Source organism: Mucilaginibacter sp. HD30 (genome assembly GCF_054061755.1).
Genome location: NZ_JBSSEO010000001.1, coordinates 3929760 through 3947704, shown reverse-complemented (window position 1 = coordinate 3947704; position 17945 = coordinate 3929760). Strand labels below are relative to the sequence as shown.

General features: G+C 42.9%; 14 protein-coding genes. 8 read left to right on the top strand and 6 right to left on the bottom strand.

Annotated elements, in window-relative coordinates; translation table 11 throughout:
- Positions 1–11 precede the first annotated feature (11 nt).
- From ACVW2L_RS18690 to trhO, 3 genes are all read left to right on the top strand, one after another.
- Entirely contained in the window at positions 12–776 is a 765-nt protein-coding gene (locus ACVW2L_RS18690) for a methyltransferase domain-containing protein (protein ID WP_457129467.1), read from the top strand.
- A 9-nt stretch (positions 777–785) separates the two neighbouring features.
- Entirely contained in the window at positions 786–2924 is a 2139-nt protein-coding gene (locus ACVW2L_RS18685) for a sensor histidine kinase (protein ID WP_457129466.1), read from the top strand.
- 77 nt (positions 2925–3001) lie between these two features.
- Positions 3002–3979 carry an oxygen-dependent tRNA uridine(34) hydroxylase TrhO gene (gene trhO, locus ACVW2L_RS18680; RefSeq protein WP_457129465.1) on the top strand — a complete coding sequence of 326 codons (978 nt, stop codon included), beginning with the start codon at positions 3002–3004 and terminating at the stop codon, positions 3977–3979.
- A gap of 21 nt (positions 3980–4000) precedes the next feature.
- Here trhO and ACVW2L_RS18675 read toward each other — a convergent pair whose 3' ends face one another.
- Both ACVW2L_RS18675 and ACVW2L_RS18670 read right to left on the bottom strand, forming a co-directional pair.
- Complete coding sequence (locus ACVW2L_RS18675) at positions 4001–4363, bottom strand: hypothetical protein (RefSeq protein WP_457129464.1); 363 nt, start codon at positions 4361–4363, stop codon at positions 4001–4003.
- Between the two features lie 111 nt (positions 4364–4474).
- Entirely contained in the window at positions 4475–5473 is a 999-nt protein-coding gene (locus tag ACVW2L_RS18670; RefSeq protein ID WP_457130214.1) for a pyruvate dehydrogenase complex E1 component subunit beta, read from the bottom strand.
- Between the two features lie 135 nt (positions 5474–5608).
- On the opposite strand from ACVW2L_RS18670, the gene ACVW2L_RS18665 reads away from it, so the two are divergent.
- On the top strand, positions 5609–7480 hold the full coding sequence (locus ACVW2L_RS18665) for a DUF4153 domain-containing protein (RefSeq protein ID WP_457129463.1): 1872 nt from the start codon (positions 5609–5611) through the stop codon (positions 7478–7480).
- A 16-nt stretch (positions 7481–7496) separates the two neighbouring features.
- The gene (locus ACVW2L_RS18660; protein WP_457129462.1) at positions 7497–8012 is read left to right on the top strand and encodes a hypothetical protein; all 516 of its coding nucleotides are present in this window, start codon (positions 7497–7499) and stop codon (positions 8010–8012) included.
- 404 nt (positions 8013–8416) lie between these two features.
- On the opposite strand, the gene ACVW2L_RS18655 is transcribed toward ACVW2L_RS18660, so the two are convergent.
- Both ACVW2L_RS18655 and amaB read right to left on the bottom strand, forming a co-directional pair.
- On the bottom strand, positions 8417–10057 hold the full coding sequence (locus ACVW2L_RS18655; RefSeq protein ID WP_457129461.1) for a S8 family serine peptidase: 1641 nt from the start codon (positions 10055–10057) through the stop codon (positions 8417–8419).
- Between the two features lie 475 nt (positions 10058–10532).
- Positions 10533–12074: an L-piperidine-6-carboxylate dehydrogenase gene (gene amaB, locus ACVW2L_RS18650; RefSeq protein WP_457129460.1), complete on the bottom strand. Its 1542-nt coding sequence runs from the start codon at positions 12072–12074 to the stop codon at positions 10533–10535.
- A 247-nt stretch (positions 12075–12321) separates the two neighbouring features.
- On the opposite strand from amaB, the gene ACVW2L_RS18645 reads away from it, so the two are divergent.
- Positions 12322–13725 carry a tetratricopeptide repeat protein gene (locus tag ACVW2L_RS18645; RefSeq protein ID WP_457129459.1) on the top strand — a complete coding sequence of 468 codons (1404 nt, stop codon included), beginning with the start codon at positions 12322–12324 and terminating at the stop codon, positions 13723–13725.
- A 102-nt stretch (positions 13726–13827) separates the two neighbouring features.
- Positions 13828–14583 (top strand): phosphosulfolactate synthase, encoded by a 756-nt coding sequence (locus ACVW2L_RS18640; protein ID WP_457129458.1) that lies wholly within the window; start codon positions 13828–13830, stop codon positions 14581–14583.
- Here ACVW2L_RS18640 and ACVW2L_RS18635 read toward each other — a convergent pair.
- Positions 14552–15187: a class I SAM-dependent methyltransferase gene (locus ACVW2L_RS18635; RefSeq protein ID WP_457129457.1), complete on the bottom strand. Its 636-nt coding sequence runs from the start codon at positions 15185–15187 to the stop codon at positions 14552–14554. The genes ACVW2L_RS18640 and ACVW2L_RS18635 overlap by 32 nt on opposite strands.
- A 117-nt stretch (positions 15188–15304) precedes the next feature.
- Here ACVW2L_RS18635 and ACVW2L_RS18630 point away from each other — a divergent pair, with 117 nt between their 5' ends.
- Positions 15305–16573 (top strand): mandelate racemase/muconate lactonizing enzyme family protein, encoded by a 1269-nt coding sequence (locus ACVW2L_RS18630; protein WP_457129456.1) that lies wholly within the window; start codon positions 15305–15307, stop codon positions 16571–16573.
- A gap of 115 nt (positions 16574–16688) precedes the next feature.
- Here the strand turns inward: ACVW2L_RS18630 and ACVW2L_RS18625 are convergent, their stop codons facing one another.
- A complete protein-coding gene (locus tag ACVW2L_RS18625) occupies positions 16689–17879 on the bottom strand; it encodes a glycosyltransferase family 2 protein (protein ID WP_457129455.1) in 1191 nt (396 codons plus the stop codon).
- Positions 17880–17945 lie beyond the last annotated feature (66 nt).

Sequence of the window (17945 nt, the reverse complement as noted above, 5' to 3'; positions counted from 1 at the left end):
ATAAACACGACATGAGCGAGAAACATTACGACATTAATTATCTACAAAACTCGCGGCGGCTGCTGCTTAATCTGAAGGAGCGGTCATACGCTTTATTTAAAGATGTAAAGCAGGGTACAATTGTTGACCTTGGCTGCGGTGCCGGTAAAGATGTTATTGAACTGGCTAAACAAAACGGGCCACAGGTTAAAGTCATTGGGGTAGATCACGACCCGGTAATGATCAACCAGGGCAATGAGGATGCTAAGGATATTGGGAATGTAAGCTTTGTTTTATCTGAAGCTTCGCCGCTACCGTTTGCTGATAACTCACTTGCGGGCCTTAGAACAGAAAGGGTGGTGCAGCACCTTAAAACCGCCGAACTGGTAATAGGTGAGGTGCACAGGATACTTAAACCGGGCAGCCCGTTCGTAATAGTTGAAACAGACTGGCATAGCCTGGCGTTTTTTACGGAGTTTATAGATATTGAAAAGAAGATAAACGCCTACCTAACAGATGTTAAGGTCAATAATGGCTTTGCGTCGCGCAAGCTGACAGCTTACCTAAAAAACCAATCCTTTAAAGATATAAAAGTAGAAATACATCCAATTGTTGTAAGTACTTTGCAAGAAGCTAATGATTATTTTTGGATAGAGAAAATGGTTAATGAAGCTGTTGAAAAAGGATGTATAAGCCCCCGAGAGCATATCGATTTCTATACCGCCTTGCAAACAGCAGATGAAAATGGCTATTTTGCCGCTTCAATTAATATGGTGGTTGCCTGGGGCAACAAATAAAGATCTATTATGCAGGGAAAAATATTAAAGCCGCTAATATTCCTATGCGTGTTATTATGCAGCCTTGCCGGGGATGCACAAGTATTGGTTACAGACACTACCGGCACCAAGCTGATAGGTAAAGAGGTTTACGTATTGCAGCCGGCAACAGAACTACCCTTTAATGCCGTTGTAAAATCAAAAGATTTTAAAAAGTACAATGCTGATATTCCTAATTTGGGCTTATCTGCAACCAGCGTGTGGTTAAAGTTTACCATTACTAACAACAGCAACAATCCTGATCTGCTGTTGGATGTAGCTTACCCCATACTGGATGAGGTTGAATTCTTCTCTCCAACTGATTCACGCTCTTACAGCAGCCTGTTAACAGGAGAGATAAAGCCGTTTAAGCACCGCGTTTATAATCACCCCGATTATATTTTCGATATCAATATCGCCAAGAACAAAAGCGAAACATACTATTTGCGTGTTAAAAGTGCTGAACAGCTTATACTGCCCATCTCAATAAATCATCCTTCAGTTTTGTGGCAATTTTTAAGTAAAGAGGCGGTGTTATCCGGTTTATTTATAGGCGCCATTATCATTATGTTCCTGTATAACTTGTTCGTCTATTTTTCCGTACGAGACAGGAGTTATCTTTATTACGTAATTTATGTTGCTTCTGTAGGCCTTACCCAGATTGGTATAAAAGGCTATACGTTTCAATACTTATGGGGTAGTTCGCCCGGGTTTGAATTAAAAAGCATCATACTATTTGCGTGTTTGGGTGCCATTGCGGCCATAGTTTTCACCAAAGGTTTCCTTGCAACCCCAGTAAGAGCGCGGCGTTTTAATATAGTGCTCAACATTATTATCGTCTTACAAGCAATAGCATTTGTATTAACCATAGCCGGGCAAATACAGATCGGTTTCCGGCTGATGCAGTTAGCCACGACTTTATTTGTATTCAGTTTGATCATTGTATCGGCTATTGTACTCATCGGGGGGTATCGCCCGGCCAGGTTTGTATTATTGTCATGGTCGGTATTGCTAATAGGTGCCGTTATTTTTACTTTAAAAGATAACGGTATCTTGCCTTATAATACCTTTACCAGCTACTCTATGCAAGGCGCGTCCATCATCGAAATGGCTTTGCTATCATTCGCGCTGGCTGATAGAATAAACATACTTAAACGCGAGAAAGAAGCATCACAGGCCGAAGCACTTAGTGCAGCCAAAGAAAACGAACGCATCATCCGCGAGCAAAATGTTATTTTGGAAGAGAAAGTTACGGAACGCACACACAAACTGAACGAATCGTTAGAAGATCTGAAGCAAACGCAATCGCAATTGGTGGAGTCAGAAAAAATGGCATCATTGGGTCAGTTAACAGCGGGCATAGCGCACGAGATCAATAATCCTATCAATTTTGTAACGGCTAACATTAACCCGCTAAAGCGCGACCTTGAAATCGTATTAGATGCCGTGAACGTAATTGAGGAAATTGGCCTTTCTGATCTATCGACAGAAGAAAAACAAAAGAAAATAGCCACCTATAAAGAAGACCTGGACTTTGATTATCTGCTTGTTGAAATGAACCATCTGATAAAGGGCATACACGAAGGAGCATCAAGAACAGCAGAAATAGTTAAGGGCCTTAGAATTTTCTCCAGGTTGGACGAGGACGATCTAAAACGCGCAGATCTGAACGAAGGCCTGGAGTCGACCATGATAATTGGCAACAATTTGCTTAACCCGCAAATAAAAGTGATGAAAGAATACGGCGAGCTACCGCTGGTAGAATGTTATGCCGGCAAGCTTAACCAGGTGTTTTTAAACATTATATCAAACGCGGCTTATGCTATCGAAAAGAAATTCGCCAGCAGCGAAGGCGGGGCACTCAAACTTCAAACCTACACCGAGGGCAGCAATGTAATTATCAAAATAGCCGATAACGGTATTGGTATGAGCGAGGATACAATACGCAAAGTATTTGAGCCCTTTTTTACTACCAAAGACGTTGGTGAAGGAACAGGCCTGGGCATGTCAATAGCCTACAACACCATAAAAAAACATCACGGGCAGTTGCTGGTAAAATCAGAGGTAGGTAAAGGGTCTGAGTTTACCATGGTGATCCCTGTTATTTTTGATGCTTCGGGCCAGGTGTAACACCGGTTATAGTTTTACCTGTAAATTCTTATCTTTGCGCTTCATTTAACACCGTTTGCAGCGGTATCAATGTTGTTATGGCTAAATATAATACACTACTGTACTATTGTTATTCAACAATAGCAGATGCGGAGCAATTTGCTGCCGATCATTTAAAATTTTGTAAAAGCTTAGGCTTAACCGGTCGCATTATTGTAGCGGAAGAAGGTTTAAACGGCACGGTATCGGGGCCAGCAGAATCTTGTAAAACCTATATGGATACGCTTCATGCTGATCCTCGTTTTGCATCTATCGATTTTAAGGTTGACGAAGTTGATACGCCATCATTTGTAAAAATGCATGTGCGTTATAAGTCTGAGATAGTACACTCGGGCCTGCGCGATCCTAACGTTATCAACCCCCAACTGCAAACCGGCAAGCACCTGGAGCCTAAAGATTTTATGGCCATGAAGGATGACGAAGACGTGGTGATACTTGACGTGCGCTCTAATTACGAACACTCTTTAGGCAAGTTTAAAAACGCCGTTACGCTGGATATTGATAACTTCCGCGATTTTCCGGATAAGATAAATGAGCTGGCAAAATATAAGGACAAAAAGATACTGACCTATTGCACCGGCGGCATAAAATGCGAAAAGGCATCGGCACTTTTACTACACGAGGGCTTTACCGATGTTTACCAACTGCATGGCGGCATCATTAAATATGGCAAAGAAGCAGGTGGCGAGGACTTTGAAGGCAAATGCTATGTGTTTGACAATCGCTTGTCTGTTGATGTGAACAGTGTTAATCCAAAAGTAATATCAGCCTGCTTAAACTGTGGCAAGGTTACCCCTAAAATGATCAATTGCGCCAACCCGGAGTGCAACGAGCATTTTACCCAGTGCGATGAATGCGGCACGGTCATGGATGGCTGCTGCAGCGACGATTGTAAATCGCATCCACGTAAACGTGTTTATGATGGTACAGGGTACTATGTTAAAGTACCGCAGCCTATAGGCGTACCTTTAAAGATGCAAGAGGCGAGAAACAAGAATAAAGAGGTTTTGGAGTAGGGGAAAACTACTAAGGTAATATTACCACTGCATCAATCTGATGCCTATCTGGCCATCAATTATAGCAAACTCTTTGGCTCCCCAAGGCCTTAAAGTTACTTTGTTAAGGTTTGGATGCAGCATTTCTGGAAAACTTGATGCAACCTTTTGATAAACCTCGTCTATGTTATCGGTTTCCAGGCGTAGTTCAGGATGATCGTTTTCTGCCTGGGCTTTGTCTTGAAAGATCATTACACTTAAGCTTCCTTTATTAACCACACAATACGGAGATCGAGTATTTAACTCCTGATGCCCCATGGTAAATTCCAGGCAATCGACAAAAGTTTTAATACCGATATTGATATCAGCATAAAATACGCTGGGAACCAGGCTGGTAAAGTTCATGGTTAAAATGAATTGGTTAAACAAATATAGAAGATACAGCGAATAGCCAACTTTCCGGTTGAAGGTCAAACTTATAACAGAAACGCCCCTATCCGGGGCGTTTCTGTTATATTATTTTGTAACGTACATTACTTCTTTTACCGCTTTTACAACCTTATCTGCGTTGGGCAGATACTCTTGTATAAGCGTTGGTGCGTAAGGTAGTGGCACATCGCCACCCATAATGCGTAGTATTGGTGCGTCAAGGTAGTCGAACGCGTCTTTTTGTACTTTAAATGCAATTTCGGTAGCTATTGAGCCTAAAGGCCAGCTTTCTTCAACCAATACTAAACGGTTGGTTTTTTTAACCGATTCAATTATAGTAGCATAATCAATGGGGCGGACTGTACGTAGGTCGATAACCTCTGCGCTGATGCCTTCCTTTTCCAACTCAGCAGCGGCAGCGTTAACCACCTTCATTATTTTACCAAACCCAACTAAAGTAACATCAGTACCTTGCTTGGTTACAGCAGCTTTACCTATCTCAATATAATAAGTCTCTTCGGGAACCGGGCCTTTATCGCCATACATTAATTCCGACTCCATGAAAATACAAGGATCAGGATCAATTATACATGATTTTAACAACCCTTTCGCATCTGCAGGGTTTGATGGTACAACCACCTTTAAGCCGGGGCAGTTAGCGTACCAGTTTTCAAAACACTGGCTGTGCTGCGAACTTAGCATACCCGCGTTGCCAGTTGGGCCGCGGAAAACGATGGGTACAGAGAACTGACCGCCGCTCATTGACATGATCTTGGCCGCGCCGTTTATCACCTGGTCAATTGCAACCAGGGAGAAGTTGAACGTCATGAACTCAATGATAGGCTTTAAACCATTCATGGCAGAGCCAATGCCTATACCTGCAAAACCTAATTCAGAAATGGGCGTATCAATAACACGTTTAGCGCCAAACTCATCCAACATGCCCTGACTAACCTTGTAAGCGCCGTTATACTCGGCAACTTCTTCACCCATCAAGTATATGGTTTCATCCTTACGCATTTCTTCCTGCATTGCTTCGCGAAGCGCTTCTCTGAATTGTATTTCTCTCATCGTGTAGTAAAGTATGATGTTTTCTGCCGCAAATATAAGCACTAATGTGTGAAAAGCAATTGAGTAGGGTTGCTGTAATGGTTTTTGTTACGGTAACGATGCAGATTTTGTACTTTAGACAAACTAATATAAACCGTAGCCGCTCACAGCATGAAATTCCCTTCAATAAAAAGCCTTGCCGAAGGTTTTAAAACAACATTAGCATTATATCCGCTTGAGGTTGCTTTTGCACTTATTGGCACCATAGCCGCAACAGTGAATGTTGAATTAGATAACATTAACCGCGTGGGCGAAAGCTGGTGCGTAAGAATAATGATGACCGCTAACCTTGGGCTGTTACTTAGCCTGGCAATCACCCTTTACACGCGGAGCCGTAACCCATCAGCATTAACTAAATGGGGCTTAAGGGGTACAGCAGTAGTGCTTGCAATACTTATATGTACCCTTATAGATCCCTATTACCGGCAAAGCGATTATATGCGGTTCTTTTTATTAAGCTTATCCTTCCATTTACTGGTAGCTTATGCCGGCTTTACAATAAGCGGCCATATACAGGGTTTCTGGCAATTTAATAAAACCTTGTTTCTGCGTTTTTTAACCAGTGTGCTTTATAGTGGGGTATTATACCTGGGCCTGGCGGCTGCAATAGGCGCGCTTAACTTTTTGTTCAATTTTAAATTTGAGTGGGATACTTTCCTCATTCTTTGGATCTGGATAGCGGGCATGTTTAATACGCTGTTCTTTTTAGCGGGAGTGCCTGTAGATTTAAGCACTCTTGATCAAGATGACTCTTACCCTAAAGGATTGAAGGTTTTTACCCAATATGTATTGGTGCCGCTTGCTACGGTGTATGTTTTGATCCTATTGGCATACGAGGTTAAAATACTGCTGCAATGGAGCCTGCCAAAGGGCTATGTATCCAACATTATATTAGGTTATGCAGTGTTCGGTATATTATCCTTACTGCTTGTTTACCCCATCCGCGAACGCGAAGAGAATAAATGGCTAAAAACCTATGCCCGAAGTTTTTATTTTTTAATGTTGCCATTGCTGGCCCTGCTATTTGTGGCGGTGGGTACAAGGGTATTTAAATATGGGATTACAGAAGAGCGCTATTTTTTAATAGTGCTGGCTTTCTGGCTGCTGTTTATATCTGTTTACTTCCTGTTATTTAAAAAGCAGAACATTAAACTAATCCCGGTTTCGCTTTCGATTTTAACACTATTGTCGGTTTACGGGCCTCAAAGCGCGTTCTCTGTTTCTAAATACTCGCAAACGCGCATATTGGTCAATATTTTTAAAAAGCACAACTCCTTTAATGATGGTAAACTAAAGCCGCTTACAACGAAAATTGATTCAACATCGGGCGCCGAGGCAGCAAGTAAAGTAGAATACCTGGTTCGCGAGCACGACTTTGCTTCATTGCAACCCTACATAAGCAGGAACCTGGACCTAATAGGTGATTCGATAACTAAAGGAAAGGAGCGTAACATTTATTTTAACCGCTATGAGTTTAAATACCTAAAAACCGAGTGGATGATAAAATATTTAAAACTGAATAAATACTATGGCAGATATGGATTTGCAGATACTGTAGTAACGATGGGGGGTTACTACAGTTTTGAATCGGAAAGTGATGTAGTAGATTTGAAAGAATACGATTATATGCTAACAGGACTCGGCGCGGACTCTACTGTGTTGAAAGTGAACAACCTAAGCTTAAAGCGTACCGAAAAACTGAACGGAAAAATAATTGGACTTTTAGTTAACGGGCAGCGTTTTGAATTTGACATTAACCAGTTTGAAAAGCAACTTTCCGAAGTAAAAACTAAGCCTGATGCCCAAAAATATAACCCGGGCGACGCCGACAAAATTCCTTTAGCAACTATGATTATTATTAAGCAAATAAATGGCTTTAAGGTGGCGCTGGTGGTAACGAGTATCAGCTTTAATATGGACAATAAAGCGCTTGATGATAACTTAAATATTAACGGCTATTACCTGATTAAGGAGTTGCGGTAAAATGATGGGGCTATATATGAAAACTTTGATTATACTATTGCTATTACTTCCGGTTATAGGATTAAGCCAATCGACAACTCTTTACAATGCCAATGGCACTCTTAAAGCCGACAAGCAATATAAAATAACAATTGAAACGCTGCTAAAAGCTCCTGTTATTGAGAAAGATCTGCTCGCCTCTGTTTATAATAACTTAAAGTATCCGGCGGTGGCAAAAGATAACAACTATACCGGATGGGTAATTGTAAAATTCACATCTGTTAGCGGGCGCGTAAGTTTTGAGATAGCAAAGTATCAGGATGAAATATTCAGGGATGCCGTAAATCAGTTTTTCAAGTCGAGACCCGAATGGTATTTGCGCAGTAAATTAGGCATGCATGGCGACATTGTTTTCTATCTGCCAATTAAGTTTCAAATGATCAATGACCGTTTCAAAAAAACCTTGTCAACCAACAAAATGCTTACAATTGAGGCAATAGAGCCTGCACCGGATCCGATTGTTACTGATGATCGGGTTTTTATAAGCAATTAAAGGTATGCCTTTTGCTAATATTCGGCATCATGTTGCGTTGGTCCGGATTTAAAATCCGAACTAACATGGAGGCCCCTTTTAAAAAGTTGCCAAAGCTATCAGTTCCCAATCCCCTTCAATATATTTCTACAAGCGATATCTGCCCCAACGGGGCTACCTGTTTGTAGAAATATATTATAGGAATCAGAGCTCCGTAGGCTGCCCTACGCTTGTTATGTCGCTTTACTATGGGTTGCACCTACGGAGCAAAATGTGTGGGCGGGGTAAAGTACTACAAACAGGTAGCCCCTCCGGGGCAGGTGCAATCTTGACTGACAAACAATGTCATATATTGAAGACGCAGCACAAAAAGGCGAACCGAAGCCCGCCTTAAAATCATTCATCAACGCATTACTGATCTAAACCTACTTTCTCTCGCCCTTCATTGTAGCAGCAATCTGCAATGCTCTGTAAGCATTTGCAATGCCGCCGGTTTTTGAAAGCGTGGTAAAGTCAATTTTATCTGTCTGGCTGCCGGGTTTAAGCACCATCGTGCCGGTAAGTGGCGTAGCCGATTGTAATATCACTTGCTTTAACTGTTTTGCGCTAAGTGTTGGGTAATATTCTAATATTAAACCTGCAATGCCGGCTACAATGGGCGATGCAAAGCTGGTACCATCGGCCGTGTTAAATTCGGCATCCATGTCAATTGAAGTAACTTTTGCACCTGGTGCAAAGATATCAACGTTCTTTTTGCCGTAGTTACTGAACGTGGCAGCAAGCGTTTCGTTTTTATTTGCGCCCGAGGCACCTACGCAAATTACGTTAGGCATATCGGTTACAGATCCATCCTCAAAAGTATCATTAGGGAACTGCGGTTTTACATCCACATCCTGATTGTCATTGCCCGATGCCTGTACTAAAAGTACATCTTTGGCGGCAGCATATTTAAAAGCAGCATCAACCCAGTCTTTATGTGGCGATAGTTTTTTACCGAAGCTCATGTTGATCACTTTAGCACCGTTATCAACCGCGTAGCGAATGGCGTTGGCAATGTCCTTATCATACTCATCACCGTTAGGTACAGCTTTTATGGCTATGATACGCGCATTGTCGGCCACACCATCTATGCCATAACCATTACCACGTGCTGCAGCCATAAGACCCGCTACACCTGTTCCGTGCGAAGCATCCGGAAATTTGACAAGGCCGCTGCCATACGGCTTACCATCCTGAACATCCGGATCATCGCCAACAATGGTTTTACGTGTGGTAAGGTCCGGATTAAGGTCATTATTCAATTTGGCCATGTAGTCGCTCAGCTCTTTTATTATTTTGCCGTTATTCTCATCGCCGCCTTGCTGGTCAAATATCTGCATCCAGATCCCTTTACTTTGTGCAATGGTATCATTGGCAACAGTAGTAAGTTTTTCTACATCGGCCTTTTTAAACGTTCCTGCCGCATCCAGTTTCATTTCCCGTTTAAGGTAGCCGCTGGTTACCATCAAAGCATTCATCATTGGCGAATATTGCTTAAGCTCTGCGTCTGATTTTTGTACAGTTTCGTCATGCGTAGCTTTAACCTTTAACCAATAGGCATAGCCCTTGGCATCATTGGCAGGGGCTGAAGTAAGCGTGCCATATTTAGGTTTAAGGCGATTGTACTCGCGTACCTCCTCGGTGGTTTCGGTATAATCGCATTTGCCTCCTGGGCCACCTAAAAAGTTCCAGCCATGTATATCATCTATATAGCCGTTTTTGTCATCGTCTTTTCCGTTACCGGGTATCTCTTTTGTGTTAACCCATAAAATGCCTTTCAGGTCGTTTTGGGCGGTATCAATACCGCTGTCAATGGTGGCCATTACAACGGTTTTGCTTTTTTTACCCTGTACCAGTTTGTAGGCCTGGTTTAAGCTAATGCCATAATAACCGTCGGTTTTAAGGTCAAGGGTATGCCAGTTTTTTGGCGCATCAGCTTTAGGCGCCTGTTGCGCAAACCCGCCAAAGGTGGTTAAAAAGGCCCCGACCAATACCGGGCCAAACATATGTTTCTTCAAACTGCTCATCTATCTAAATTTTGCGTAATATATTTAAAATATGGTTAAATCGTGGTGGTGGTATTTGAAACTGAGTATTCGACATATCAAAAATAAGCGGCGGGCGGTGCGATTCCCCTCTCGAGAGGGGTGCAGGGGTGTGTTATGTGAGCTACTTAACACACCCCGCAACCGCGCAGTCCAACACGCCCCCTCTCAAGAGGGGAGTTCGGTTGCATATCATTGTTTCAATCGGCACTAATTTCAACTCTCGTTATTAAACCAACTACAAAATCGCATTTCATTAACGCGTAAATTTATTGCTTTTTCATTCATCTGATAAACAGAGACTTAACCACAAATTACAGCTAAACTAACTGACTTATAAGTAGTTTCATTTTGTTTCATCTTAAAATTGCAAATAGCTAACTATCAGTTGTTTAACAATAAATCTGTTTCGCATGTTTCATTTGTGTCGTATATTTTCTGAAACACCTGCTCCTTCCTACAAATCAAACTTTATCCCTTGCGCAAGGGGCAAGCTTGTTGAGTAATTAATGGTATTGGTTTGCCGGCGCATATAAACTTTCCAGGCATCCGAGCCTGATTCGCGGCCCCCGCCTGTATCTTTTTCACCACCAAAAGCGCCGCCTATTTCAGCACCCGAAGTGCCTATGTTGACATTAGCTATACCACAATCTGAACCTGTAACAGACAAAAATGTTTCCGCCTCCCGCAAATTATTGGTCATAATTGCAGATGACAAACCTTGTGGCACACCATTTTGCATGGTAATAGCCTCGTTAATTGTTTTATACTTGATAAGATACAGAATTGGGGCAAACGTTTCATGCTGCACAATTTTATAATTATTTTCCACCTCGGCAATGCAGGGTTTTACATAGCAACCGGATTCATAGGCCCCGCCCTCCAGCTTTCCGCCTTCCACCACAAAGCGGCCACCCTCGGCTTTGCAGGCCTCAATAGCGTTTAAATAACTATTAACCGCATCGCTGTCAATCAGCGGCCCCATGTGGTTGTTTTCATCCAGCGGGTCGCCAATGCGGATCTGCCCGTAAGCATTAACCAGTTTTTGCTTAAAGGCATCATAAACGCTTTCGTGAATAATAAGTCGGCGGGTACTGGTGCAACGTTGGCCTGCCGTACCTACTGCGCCAAATACGGCCCCTATCAGGGCCATATCTAAGTCGGCATTTTCTGTAATTATAATGGCGTTGTTGCCGCCTAACTCCAGTAGGCTGCGCCCTAATCTCGCACCTACTGCCGCACCAACGGCTTTACCCATGCGTGTAGAGCCCGTGGCTGATATTAATGGCAGGCGGGCATCGTTTGCCATCAATGCACCAATATTACGATCCCCGATGACAAGGCATGATACACCTTCGTCAACGCCATTTGCTGCAAAAACAGTTTGCGCTATATGCTGACAGGCGATGGCTGTTAATGGTGTTTTTTCTGATGGTTTCCAGATGCAAACATCGCCGCATATCCAGGCCAGCATAGCGTTCCAGCTCCATACCGCCACCGGGAAGTTGAATGCAGATATAATACCCACTACGCCCAGCGGATGATATTGCTCATACATGCGGTGCAAGGGGCGCTCAGAGTGCATGGTTAAACCGTGCAACTGCCTGCTCAGGCCAACGGCAAAGTCTGCAATGTCTATCATTTCCTGCACTTCGCCCAAGCCCTCCTGCAGGCTTTTACCCATTTCGTATGATACCAGTATTCCCAAATGCTGTTTGTTTTGGCGGAGCGCTTCGCCTATCTGTCGCACTATTTCGCCGCGCTTGGGCGCAGGTAGGGTGCGCCATGTTATAAAGGCAGTCTGCGCTTGTTTAACAACCATATCATAATCGGCAGGCGTAGCCATTTTTACCGAAGCGATGGGTTTGCCATCAACAGGGGAAGCGATCTGTTTCAATTCGGCACCTTTGCTGCTGCCCCATTTGCCACCCGTGCTGAAAGCCTCATTAATAACATCTATATGTAAATGTTTCAGCGTATCGCTAATATTGATATCCATATTTTGTAGATTTGATCAAAGTTAAAAATCTTTTAAGGCAATTACAGTTTATCCCGCCTCATTGCCGCCGCAAATGCTTTCTGATTAATAATCAACCAATTGCAATTGCAGCTGTTAGCCAATGTTTGTATGTTGAAAACTTAATTGCATAGATGGGGGTTTAACTTGTAATTTAAACACAACTAAAAAACCTAATATTCAACCTAAAATTGTATGTTAGGAAGGAATGTTCTGAAAACGCTATTGAATGGAAGAAGAATTTGAATTTGGCTTTACCGAAGATCCAAAATTCTCGGTAGAGCGGTACGAGGAAATGATTCGCAATCAGGACCAGTACTTTTTTGATGCCCAGGCGTTTGAGAACATTATCGATTACTACATCGAAAAGAACGACCCCGCCCGGGCGCTACAGGTTGCAGAGTACGCAATCAATCAACATCCTTTTGCTGCCGTTTTCCTGATAAAGCAGGCCCAGCTGTTGGTGATATCCAACAAGGTTGACGATGCTTTTGCTGCGCTGGATAAGGCTGCCATGCTGGAGGCTTCTGATGCGGATATTTATATCATCCGGGGTAACATCTACGAAGGTATGGAGCGGTTTACCGAGGCTTTGGAGAACTACGAAAAGGCACTTGAACTGGCAGAAGAAATAGACGAGATATTGCTGCACATTGCCTATGTATACCAAAACATGGGCGATTACGAGACGGCCGTAAAGTACCTGAAGCTGTGCCTAAAGCAGAATATGGAAAACCAGGACGCGCTTTACGAGCTTGCTTTTTGCTATGACGTGCTGGACAATCAGGCGGAAAGCGTGCAGTTTTATCAGCAATATATTGATAACGAGCCGTACAGCTATGCGGCATGGTACAACCTGGGTAATGCTTTTACAAAGCTAAGCTTGTTTGAAAAGGCAATTGATGCTTATGATTATGCTATCTTAATAAAAGACAACTTTGCATCGGCTTATTTTAATAAGGGCAACGCACTTGTTAACCTGGAGAAATATGCTGAGGCTATTGAGGTTTACCGCCATACTTTTGAGTACGAACAACCCAACGCTGACACGTATTGCGCCATCGGTGAGTGTTATGAAAAGCTGGAGCAGATGGACGATGCGCGGGTATTCTACAAAAAATCTGTAAAGATGGATCCCAAGCTGTCTGATGCATGGTTCGGCATAGGGGTTACGCTTGATTTTGAAGAGCGCTATTTTGAGGCGCTGCATTTTTACAAAAAAGCACTTGACCTGGACGTTGCCAACGCCGACTATTGGTTTGCCATTGCTGACGCCGAATATAAACTTGGTCATTTGGCAGAAGCCGAAGCGGCTTACGAAAAAGTGGTTGAACTCAATCCTATTGATGTGGATGCCTGGCTGGATTACTCCTCTATTTTATATGAGCAAACCAGGCTAACCGGCGCTATTGAAATAATGGCGGAGGCGATTAAGAATAACCCTGATGCCGCTGAATTATATTACCGCATGGTGGCATATCTGTTTGCCAAAGGTGATTATAACGAGGCGCTTAATTACCTGGAACTGGCCCTGGCCGCCGATCCGGAGAAGCATTATATATTATTTGATTATCTACCACAGTTGCAGGAAAACAAGGTGATATTAGATATTATTAACCGTTACAGCAGGTAAGTGCCTGCCCACCGTTAACATAAAATTAAACTAAAACGCTTTCGGGTTTTAGTTTTTTTTATGACTTTTACCCCGTATAGCTCAAAGTTTACGTTGTTTTTTATGAATTACACCATCAATAATCTTCCCGATAGAGTACAAAAGCCAAGAGACAGTGGGATAACTATGGTAATGGATAAGGGCCTTAGTTTGCGCGAGGTGGAGAATTTTATTGAAGTTGCCGGTACGTATACCGATATGGTGAAACTGGGTTGGGCCACGTCATACGTCACGCCTAATCTGGATCAAAAACTTAAGTTGTATAAAGACGCCGGTATCCCGGTTTACTTTGGCGGTACCCTGTTTGAAGCCATGATAGTGCGCGGGCAGTTTGATGATTATCGTCGCCTGTTGGATAGGTATGACCTTGCTTATGCCGAAGTTTCTGATGGCTCTATTGAGATAAGCCATGAGGAAAAATGCCGCTATATAACCGAGCTGGCTAAACAGGTAACCGTTATATCAGAAGTGGGCTCAAAAGACGTACAAAAAATCTTTGCCCCTTACAAATGGATCCAGTTGATGAAAGCTGAAATAGAGGCCGGATCATGGAAGGTTATTGCCGAAGCCCGCGAAAGCGGCAATGTTGGTATCTACCGCGACTCGGGCGAGGTGCGCCAGGGCTTGGTAGACGAGATCTTAACGCAAATACCGGAACAAACCATAATATGGGAGGCGCCACAAAAGCCACAACAGGTTTGGTTCATTAAATTGGTTGGCGCCAACGTAAGCTTAGGTAACATTGCCCCTAATGATGTTATTCCGTTGGAAACACTGCGTTTAGGCATCAGAAGCGATACTTTTGATCATTTTTTGTAGGGCAGTACTGGGCTATCCAAATAGTTGCTTCCGCGCAATCAGGGTCGTTAACAACGTGCTTTAATACTTTAAAATTATTGTCAATTAGCAACTGCTCATAATCCTTAGTGTTTAGCGAGGCGTGAAACAGGTGTTTTCCGCCATTCATTCCCCATGCTTCCCCTCGTTCCGTCCCTGATGTAAAAAGCAGCAAACCCATAGGGTTCAGGTGCTTTTTTATAATCGGGAACATGGCTTGTTGATCTGTTGCCGATAAATGAAACAGGCTATTCCAGGAGATCATTGCGTCAAACTTTCTATTCAAATCAAGTAGCCGCATATCCTGCAATAAAAAGGATATTGAAGGGAAACTGGCTTTCGCTATGTTCAGCATCTCCTCACTTGCATCCACTCCAATAACATCTACGTTACACCGCACCAAATATTCTAATATTGGCTTTCCTGTGCCACAGCCCAGATCTAAAATGGTGCCGTTAACCGGTATTTTATCTAATATAAAATCCAGATAGCCCTTCTCTTGCAGGTCAGTCGCCCTGTTTTCTGAAAACCAAAGGGCAATTTTATTATAAACTTTGTAAACGTTTTTACGCTCACGTTTTTCCATTTCCTAATAAACAAAAACTTTTGGCTAAATAAGTTTGATTAGCACAATTAATAATATATTTGGCTATCAGGTCTGTCTACCAGGCCGCTAACCAATTATATAATTACCGCTATTTAAATGAGAAGACGCAGCTTTATCCAAAAGATGGCCGTTGCCGGCGCGGCAACCGTGTTTATGCCTTACCTTGATCTGTTAGCATCGCCCAACGTACGCAAGGTTAAGATCACTAACATTAAAACCCTTAGAACAAAAATAGGTTTCAGGCCCAGCTTATTGGTTAAAATTGAAACTGATGCCGGAGTGATCGGGATAGGCGAATGCCATCACGACGAAAATAGCTTTGGTGCTAAAGACATCATTACATCGGTTTTTAAACCTATCCTGATGGGGCAGGATCCATATGAACTGGAGCGCCTGTTATTTAAAATGAGCACCCGCACATCTTACTATGGCGGTAACCATGGTATACCACAACATGCCATAACAGGCATAGAGATGGCGTTGTGGGATATTCTTGGTAAACTGGCAGACCAGCCGGTTCATAATATATTAGGTGGTGGCGCGCACCGTAAACAAGTTCGTGCTTATTGCACCACCCGTCCGGGCGATCTGTTAAGCAAGGACTCATGTGCTGAATATGCCGAAAAAATGAAGCGCTGGAAGCTGACTGCAGCTAAGGTAGATTATATTCGCGATCAGCAATGGGAACGCCTGGATAACCGCATGCTATCTAATAACGAAGTGGACCGCAACGCCCGTGGTTTTCAAAACGTACGCGATGCGGTAGGGCCCGATTTTGAAGTGGTGGTGCATACCCACTGGGAGATGGATTTTGACAGCGCTCTGCGCCTTGCCCATGCTGTCGCCCCAATGAAGCCATGGTGGCTGGAAGACCCGCTTCCATTTGCTTATAACGATCAGTGGGTAAAGCTTACCGAGCGCTCACCGGTGCCCATATTAACAGGAGAGAACTTATATACCCGCGATGATTTCCGTCCGTTTATTGTAAACGGCGCGGTAAATAAAATTGAGATAGATGTTTCTATGACAGGCGGTCTGCTGGAAGCCAAGAAGATAGCCGACATGGCCGAAACTTACTTTATCCCGGTAGTTACACATAACGTTGCCGGGCCGGTTGCTACAATAGCATCTGCACATTGGGCAGCAACAGTGCGTGAGTTTGTTGGGCACGAAGCCTTCATGAATCAAGCCATTAATCAGGATGGAAAAAGCTGCAATGGCGACCCTGAAGTTTTGGGTTACGGCATTGACATGTTAAAGGATGGTTACCTGCAATTTAATGGCAAACCAGGCCTTGGCATTACCCTTAACGAAAAGCTGGTTAAAGAGAAATATATGGTACCGGGCGAAACCTGGTGGGATTAAAAAACCAAAAGCCCTTGCATAACAGCAAGGGCTTTTGGTTTTTATCTATCCATCTTCGGCCGGGCTCACGGTGACTCACCCGGCTCTGAGCCACTCCTTAGCAAACAGATGAACTTTACAAACTAAAGACCGTTTCACATCCCTCAAAAAATACCAGGCAACCTTCTTCTAAAAATTGCGACAGGGTCCACGCAAGCACAGATAAGCCGGTAGTGCTCTTTTTAACTTTTTGTTGCGTTAAGAAGCCACGGTTAAGTTTTTGCCGGCGCCTGCTAAACACCAGCGCCCCAAATAACTCATAGTAATTACGATAGACTGTAACAATTTTATCTGTTAATATATAGGATATTCTTCCAACTATTCTACCCGGCTCTGTTAAACCAATTGATTTTTTATCAAAAGAAAACGCAGGATTAATGCTTTTGTAATAGCCCGCAATGTTACGTAGCTTATAACCTAAAAAATTATCGGCTATTAACGCCGGGATTTTAAAGCGACTACACAGCTGCTTAAAAAGGTAAAAATCATTATATAAAAAGCCTTGAAGAACTTCGGTCTTTAATGAATCGTTATAGAAAAACCGGTATACGGAGGCGGTTTTATTAAGTTTATAAACCTTAAAATAGTGGGCAAACAAGGTAACAAAACATTTATCGGCAGTCGGAAAAAAATCAGGATTAAAACCTCCTGCCTTAAAAAACTTCTCCCGGTTAATAATTATACCTGTTGGCGCTCCTATATGGTCAGCCATTAATTGGTCTATCTCATAAACACGCTGCAAGTCGCCGGCACTCTTATCATCAATAATGTCAGGCTGCCTGCCGCCATCATCAACCCAATGGTGCCATTTAGGTTTTAAAAGCCCCGTCTCAGGATGCCGGTTTATAACGGTGAAACAATCACGTAAAAAAAAGTCCAGGAGCAGATCGTCATCATGCAGCATAACCACCCATTCGCCATTGACCAATTCAAAGCAACGGTTCCAGTTATTGATCTGCCCCAGGTTTTGTTCGTTTTTTAAATAGCTTATTTTTTTGTTGGCAAAACCTTGCATCATTTGCTCGGTCTCGCATCCTCTTACGGGGTCATCGTCTACCACAATAACTTCAAAGGCTGGGCAGTTTTTTTGATTAAAAGCACTTTCAATTGCAGATTTCAGTAAGGTTGCTCTTTTATAAGTGGGGATAACAATGCTTACCAAGGGCAAGGCAAGTGAGTTGTTTTTAAAGATGAGTGTAGATTTAACATCAGTAATGCGGGCCAAATTGTCAATTACTTTAAAGATATCTTGCTTGCTGTCTATCATAGGCAATTATTTAAATCGAAAATTACCTATAGAAATTAATTTCGCACTCAAAAAGTCATTAGAATT

What these genes read in the sequence shown, in the direction of transcription:
- ACVW2L_RS18690 (WP_457129467.1), top strand. Translation starts at nt 12, where the DNA reads ATGAGCGAGAAACATTACGACATTAATTATCTACAAAACTCGCGGCGG.
- ACVW2L_RS18685 (WP_457129466.1), top strand. Translation starts at nt 786, where the DNA reads ATGCAGGGAAAAATATTAAAGCCGCTAATATTCCTATGCGTGTTATTA.
- trhO (WP_457129465.1), top strand. Translation starts at nt 3,002, where the DNA reads ATGGCTAAATATAATACACTACTGTACTATTGTTATTCAACAATAGCA.
- ACVW2L_RS18675 (WP_457129464.1), bottom strand. Translation starts at nt 4,363, where the DNA reads ATGAACTTTACCAGCCTGGTTCCCAGCGTATTTTATGCTGATATCAAT.
- ACVW2L_RS18665 (WP_457129463.1), top strand. Translation starts at nt 5,609, where the DNA reads ATGAAATTCCCTTCAATAAAAAGCCTTGCCGAAGGTTTTAAAACAACA.
- ACVW2L_RS18660 (WP_457129462.1), top strand. Translation starts at nt 7,497, where the DNA reads ATGAAAACTTTGATTATACTATTGCTATTACTTCCGGTTATAGGATTA.
- ACVW2L_RS18655 (WP_457129461.1), bottom strand. Translation starts at nt 10,057, where the DNA reads ATGAGCAGTTTGAAGAAACATATGTTTGGCCCGGTATTGGTCGGGGCC.
- amaB (WP_457129460.1), bottom strand. Translation starts at nt 12,074, where the DNA reads ATGGATATCAATATTAGCGATACGCTGAAACATTTACATATAGATGTT.
- ACVW2L_RS18645 (WP_457129459.1), top strand. Translation starts at nt 12,322, where the DNA reads ATGGAAGAAGAATTTGAATTTGGCTTTACCGAAGATCCAAAATTCTCG.
- ACVW2L_RS18640 (WP_457129458.1), top strand. Translation starts at nt 13,828, where the DNA reads ATGAATTACACCATCAATAATCTTCCCGATAGAGTACAAAAGCCAAGA.
- ACVW2L_RS18635 (WP_457129457.1), bottom strand. Translation starts at nt 15,187, where the DNA reads ATGGAAAAACGTGAGCGTAAAAACGTTTACAAAGTTTATAATAAAATT.
- ACVW2L_RS18630 (WP_457129456.1), top strand. Translation starts at nt 15,305, where the DNA reads ATGAGAAGACGCAGCTTTATCCAAAAGATGGCCGTTGCCGGCGCGGCA.
- ACVW2L_RS18625 (WP_457129455.1), bottom strand. Translation starts at nt 17,879, where the DNA reads ATGATAGACAGCAAGCAAGATATCTTTAAAGTAATTGACAATTTGGCC.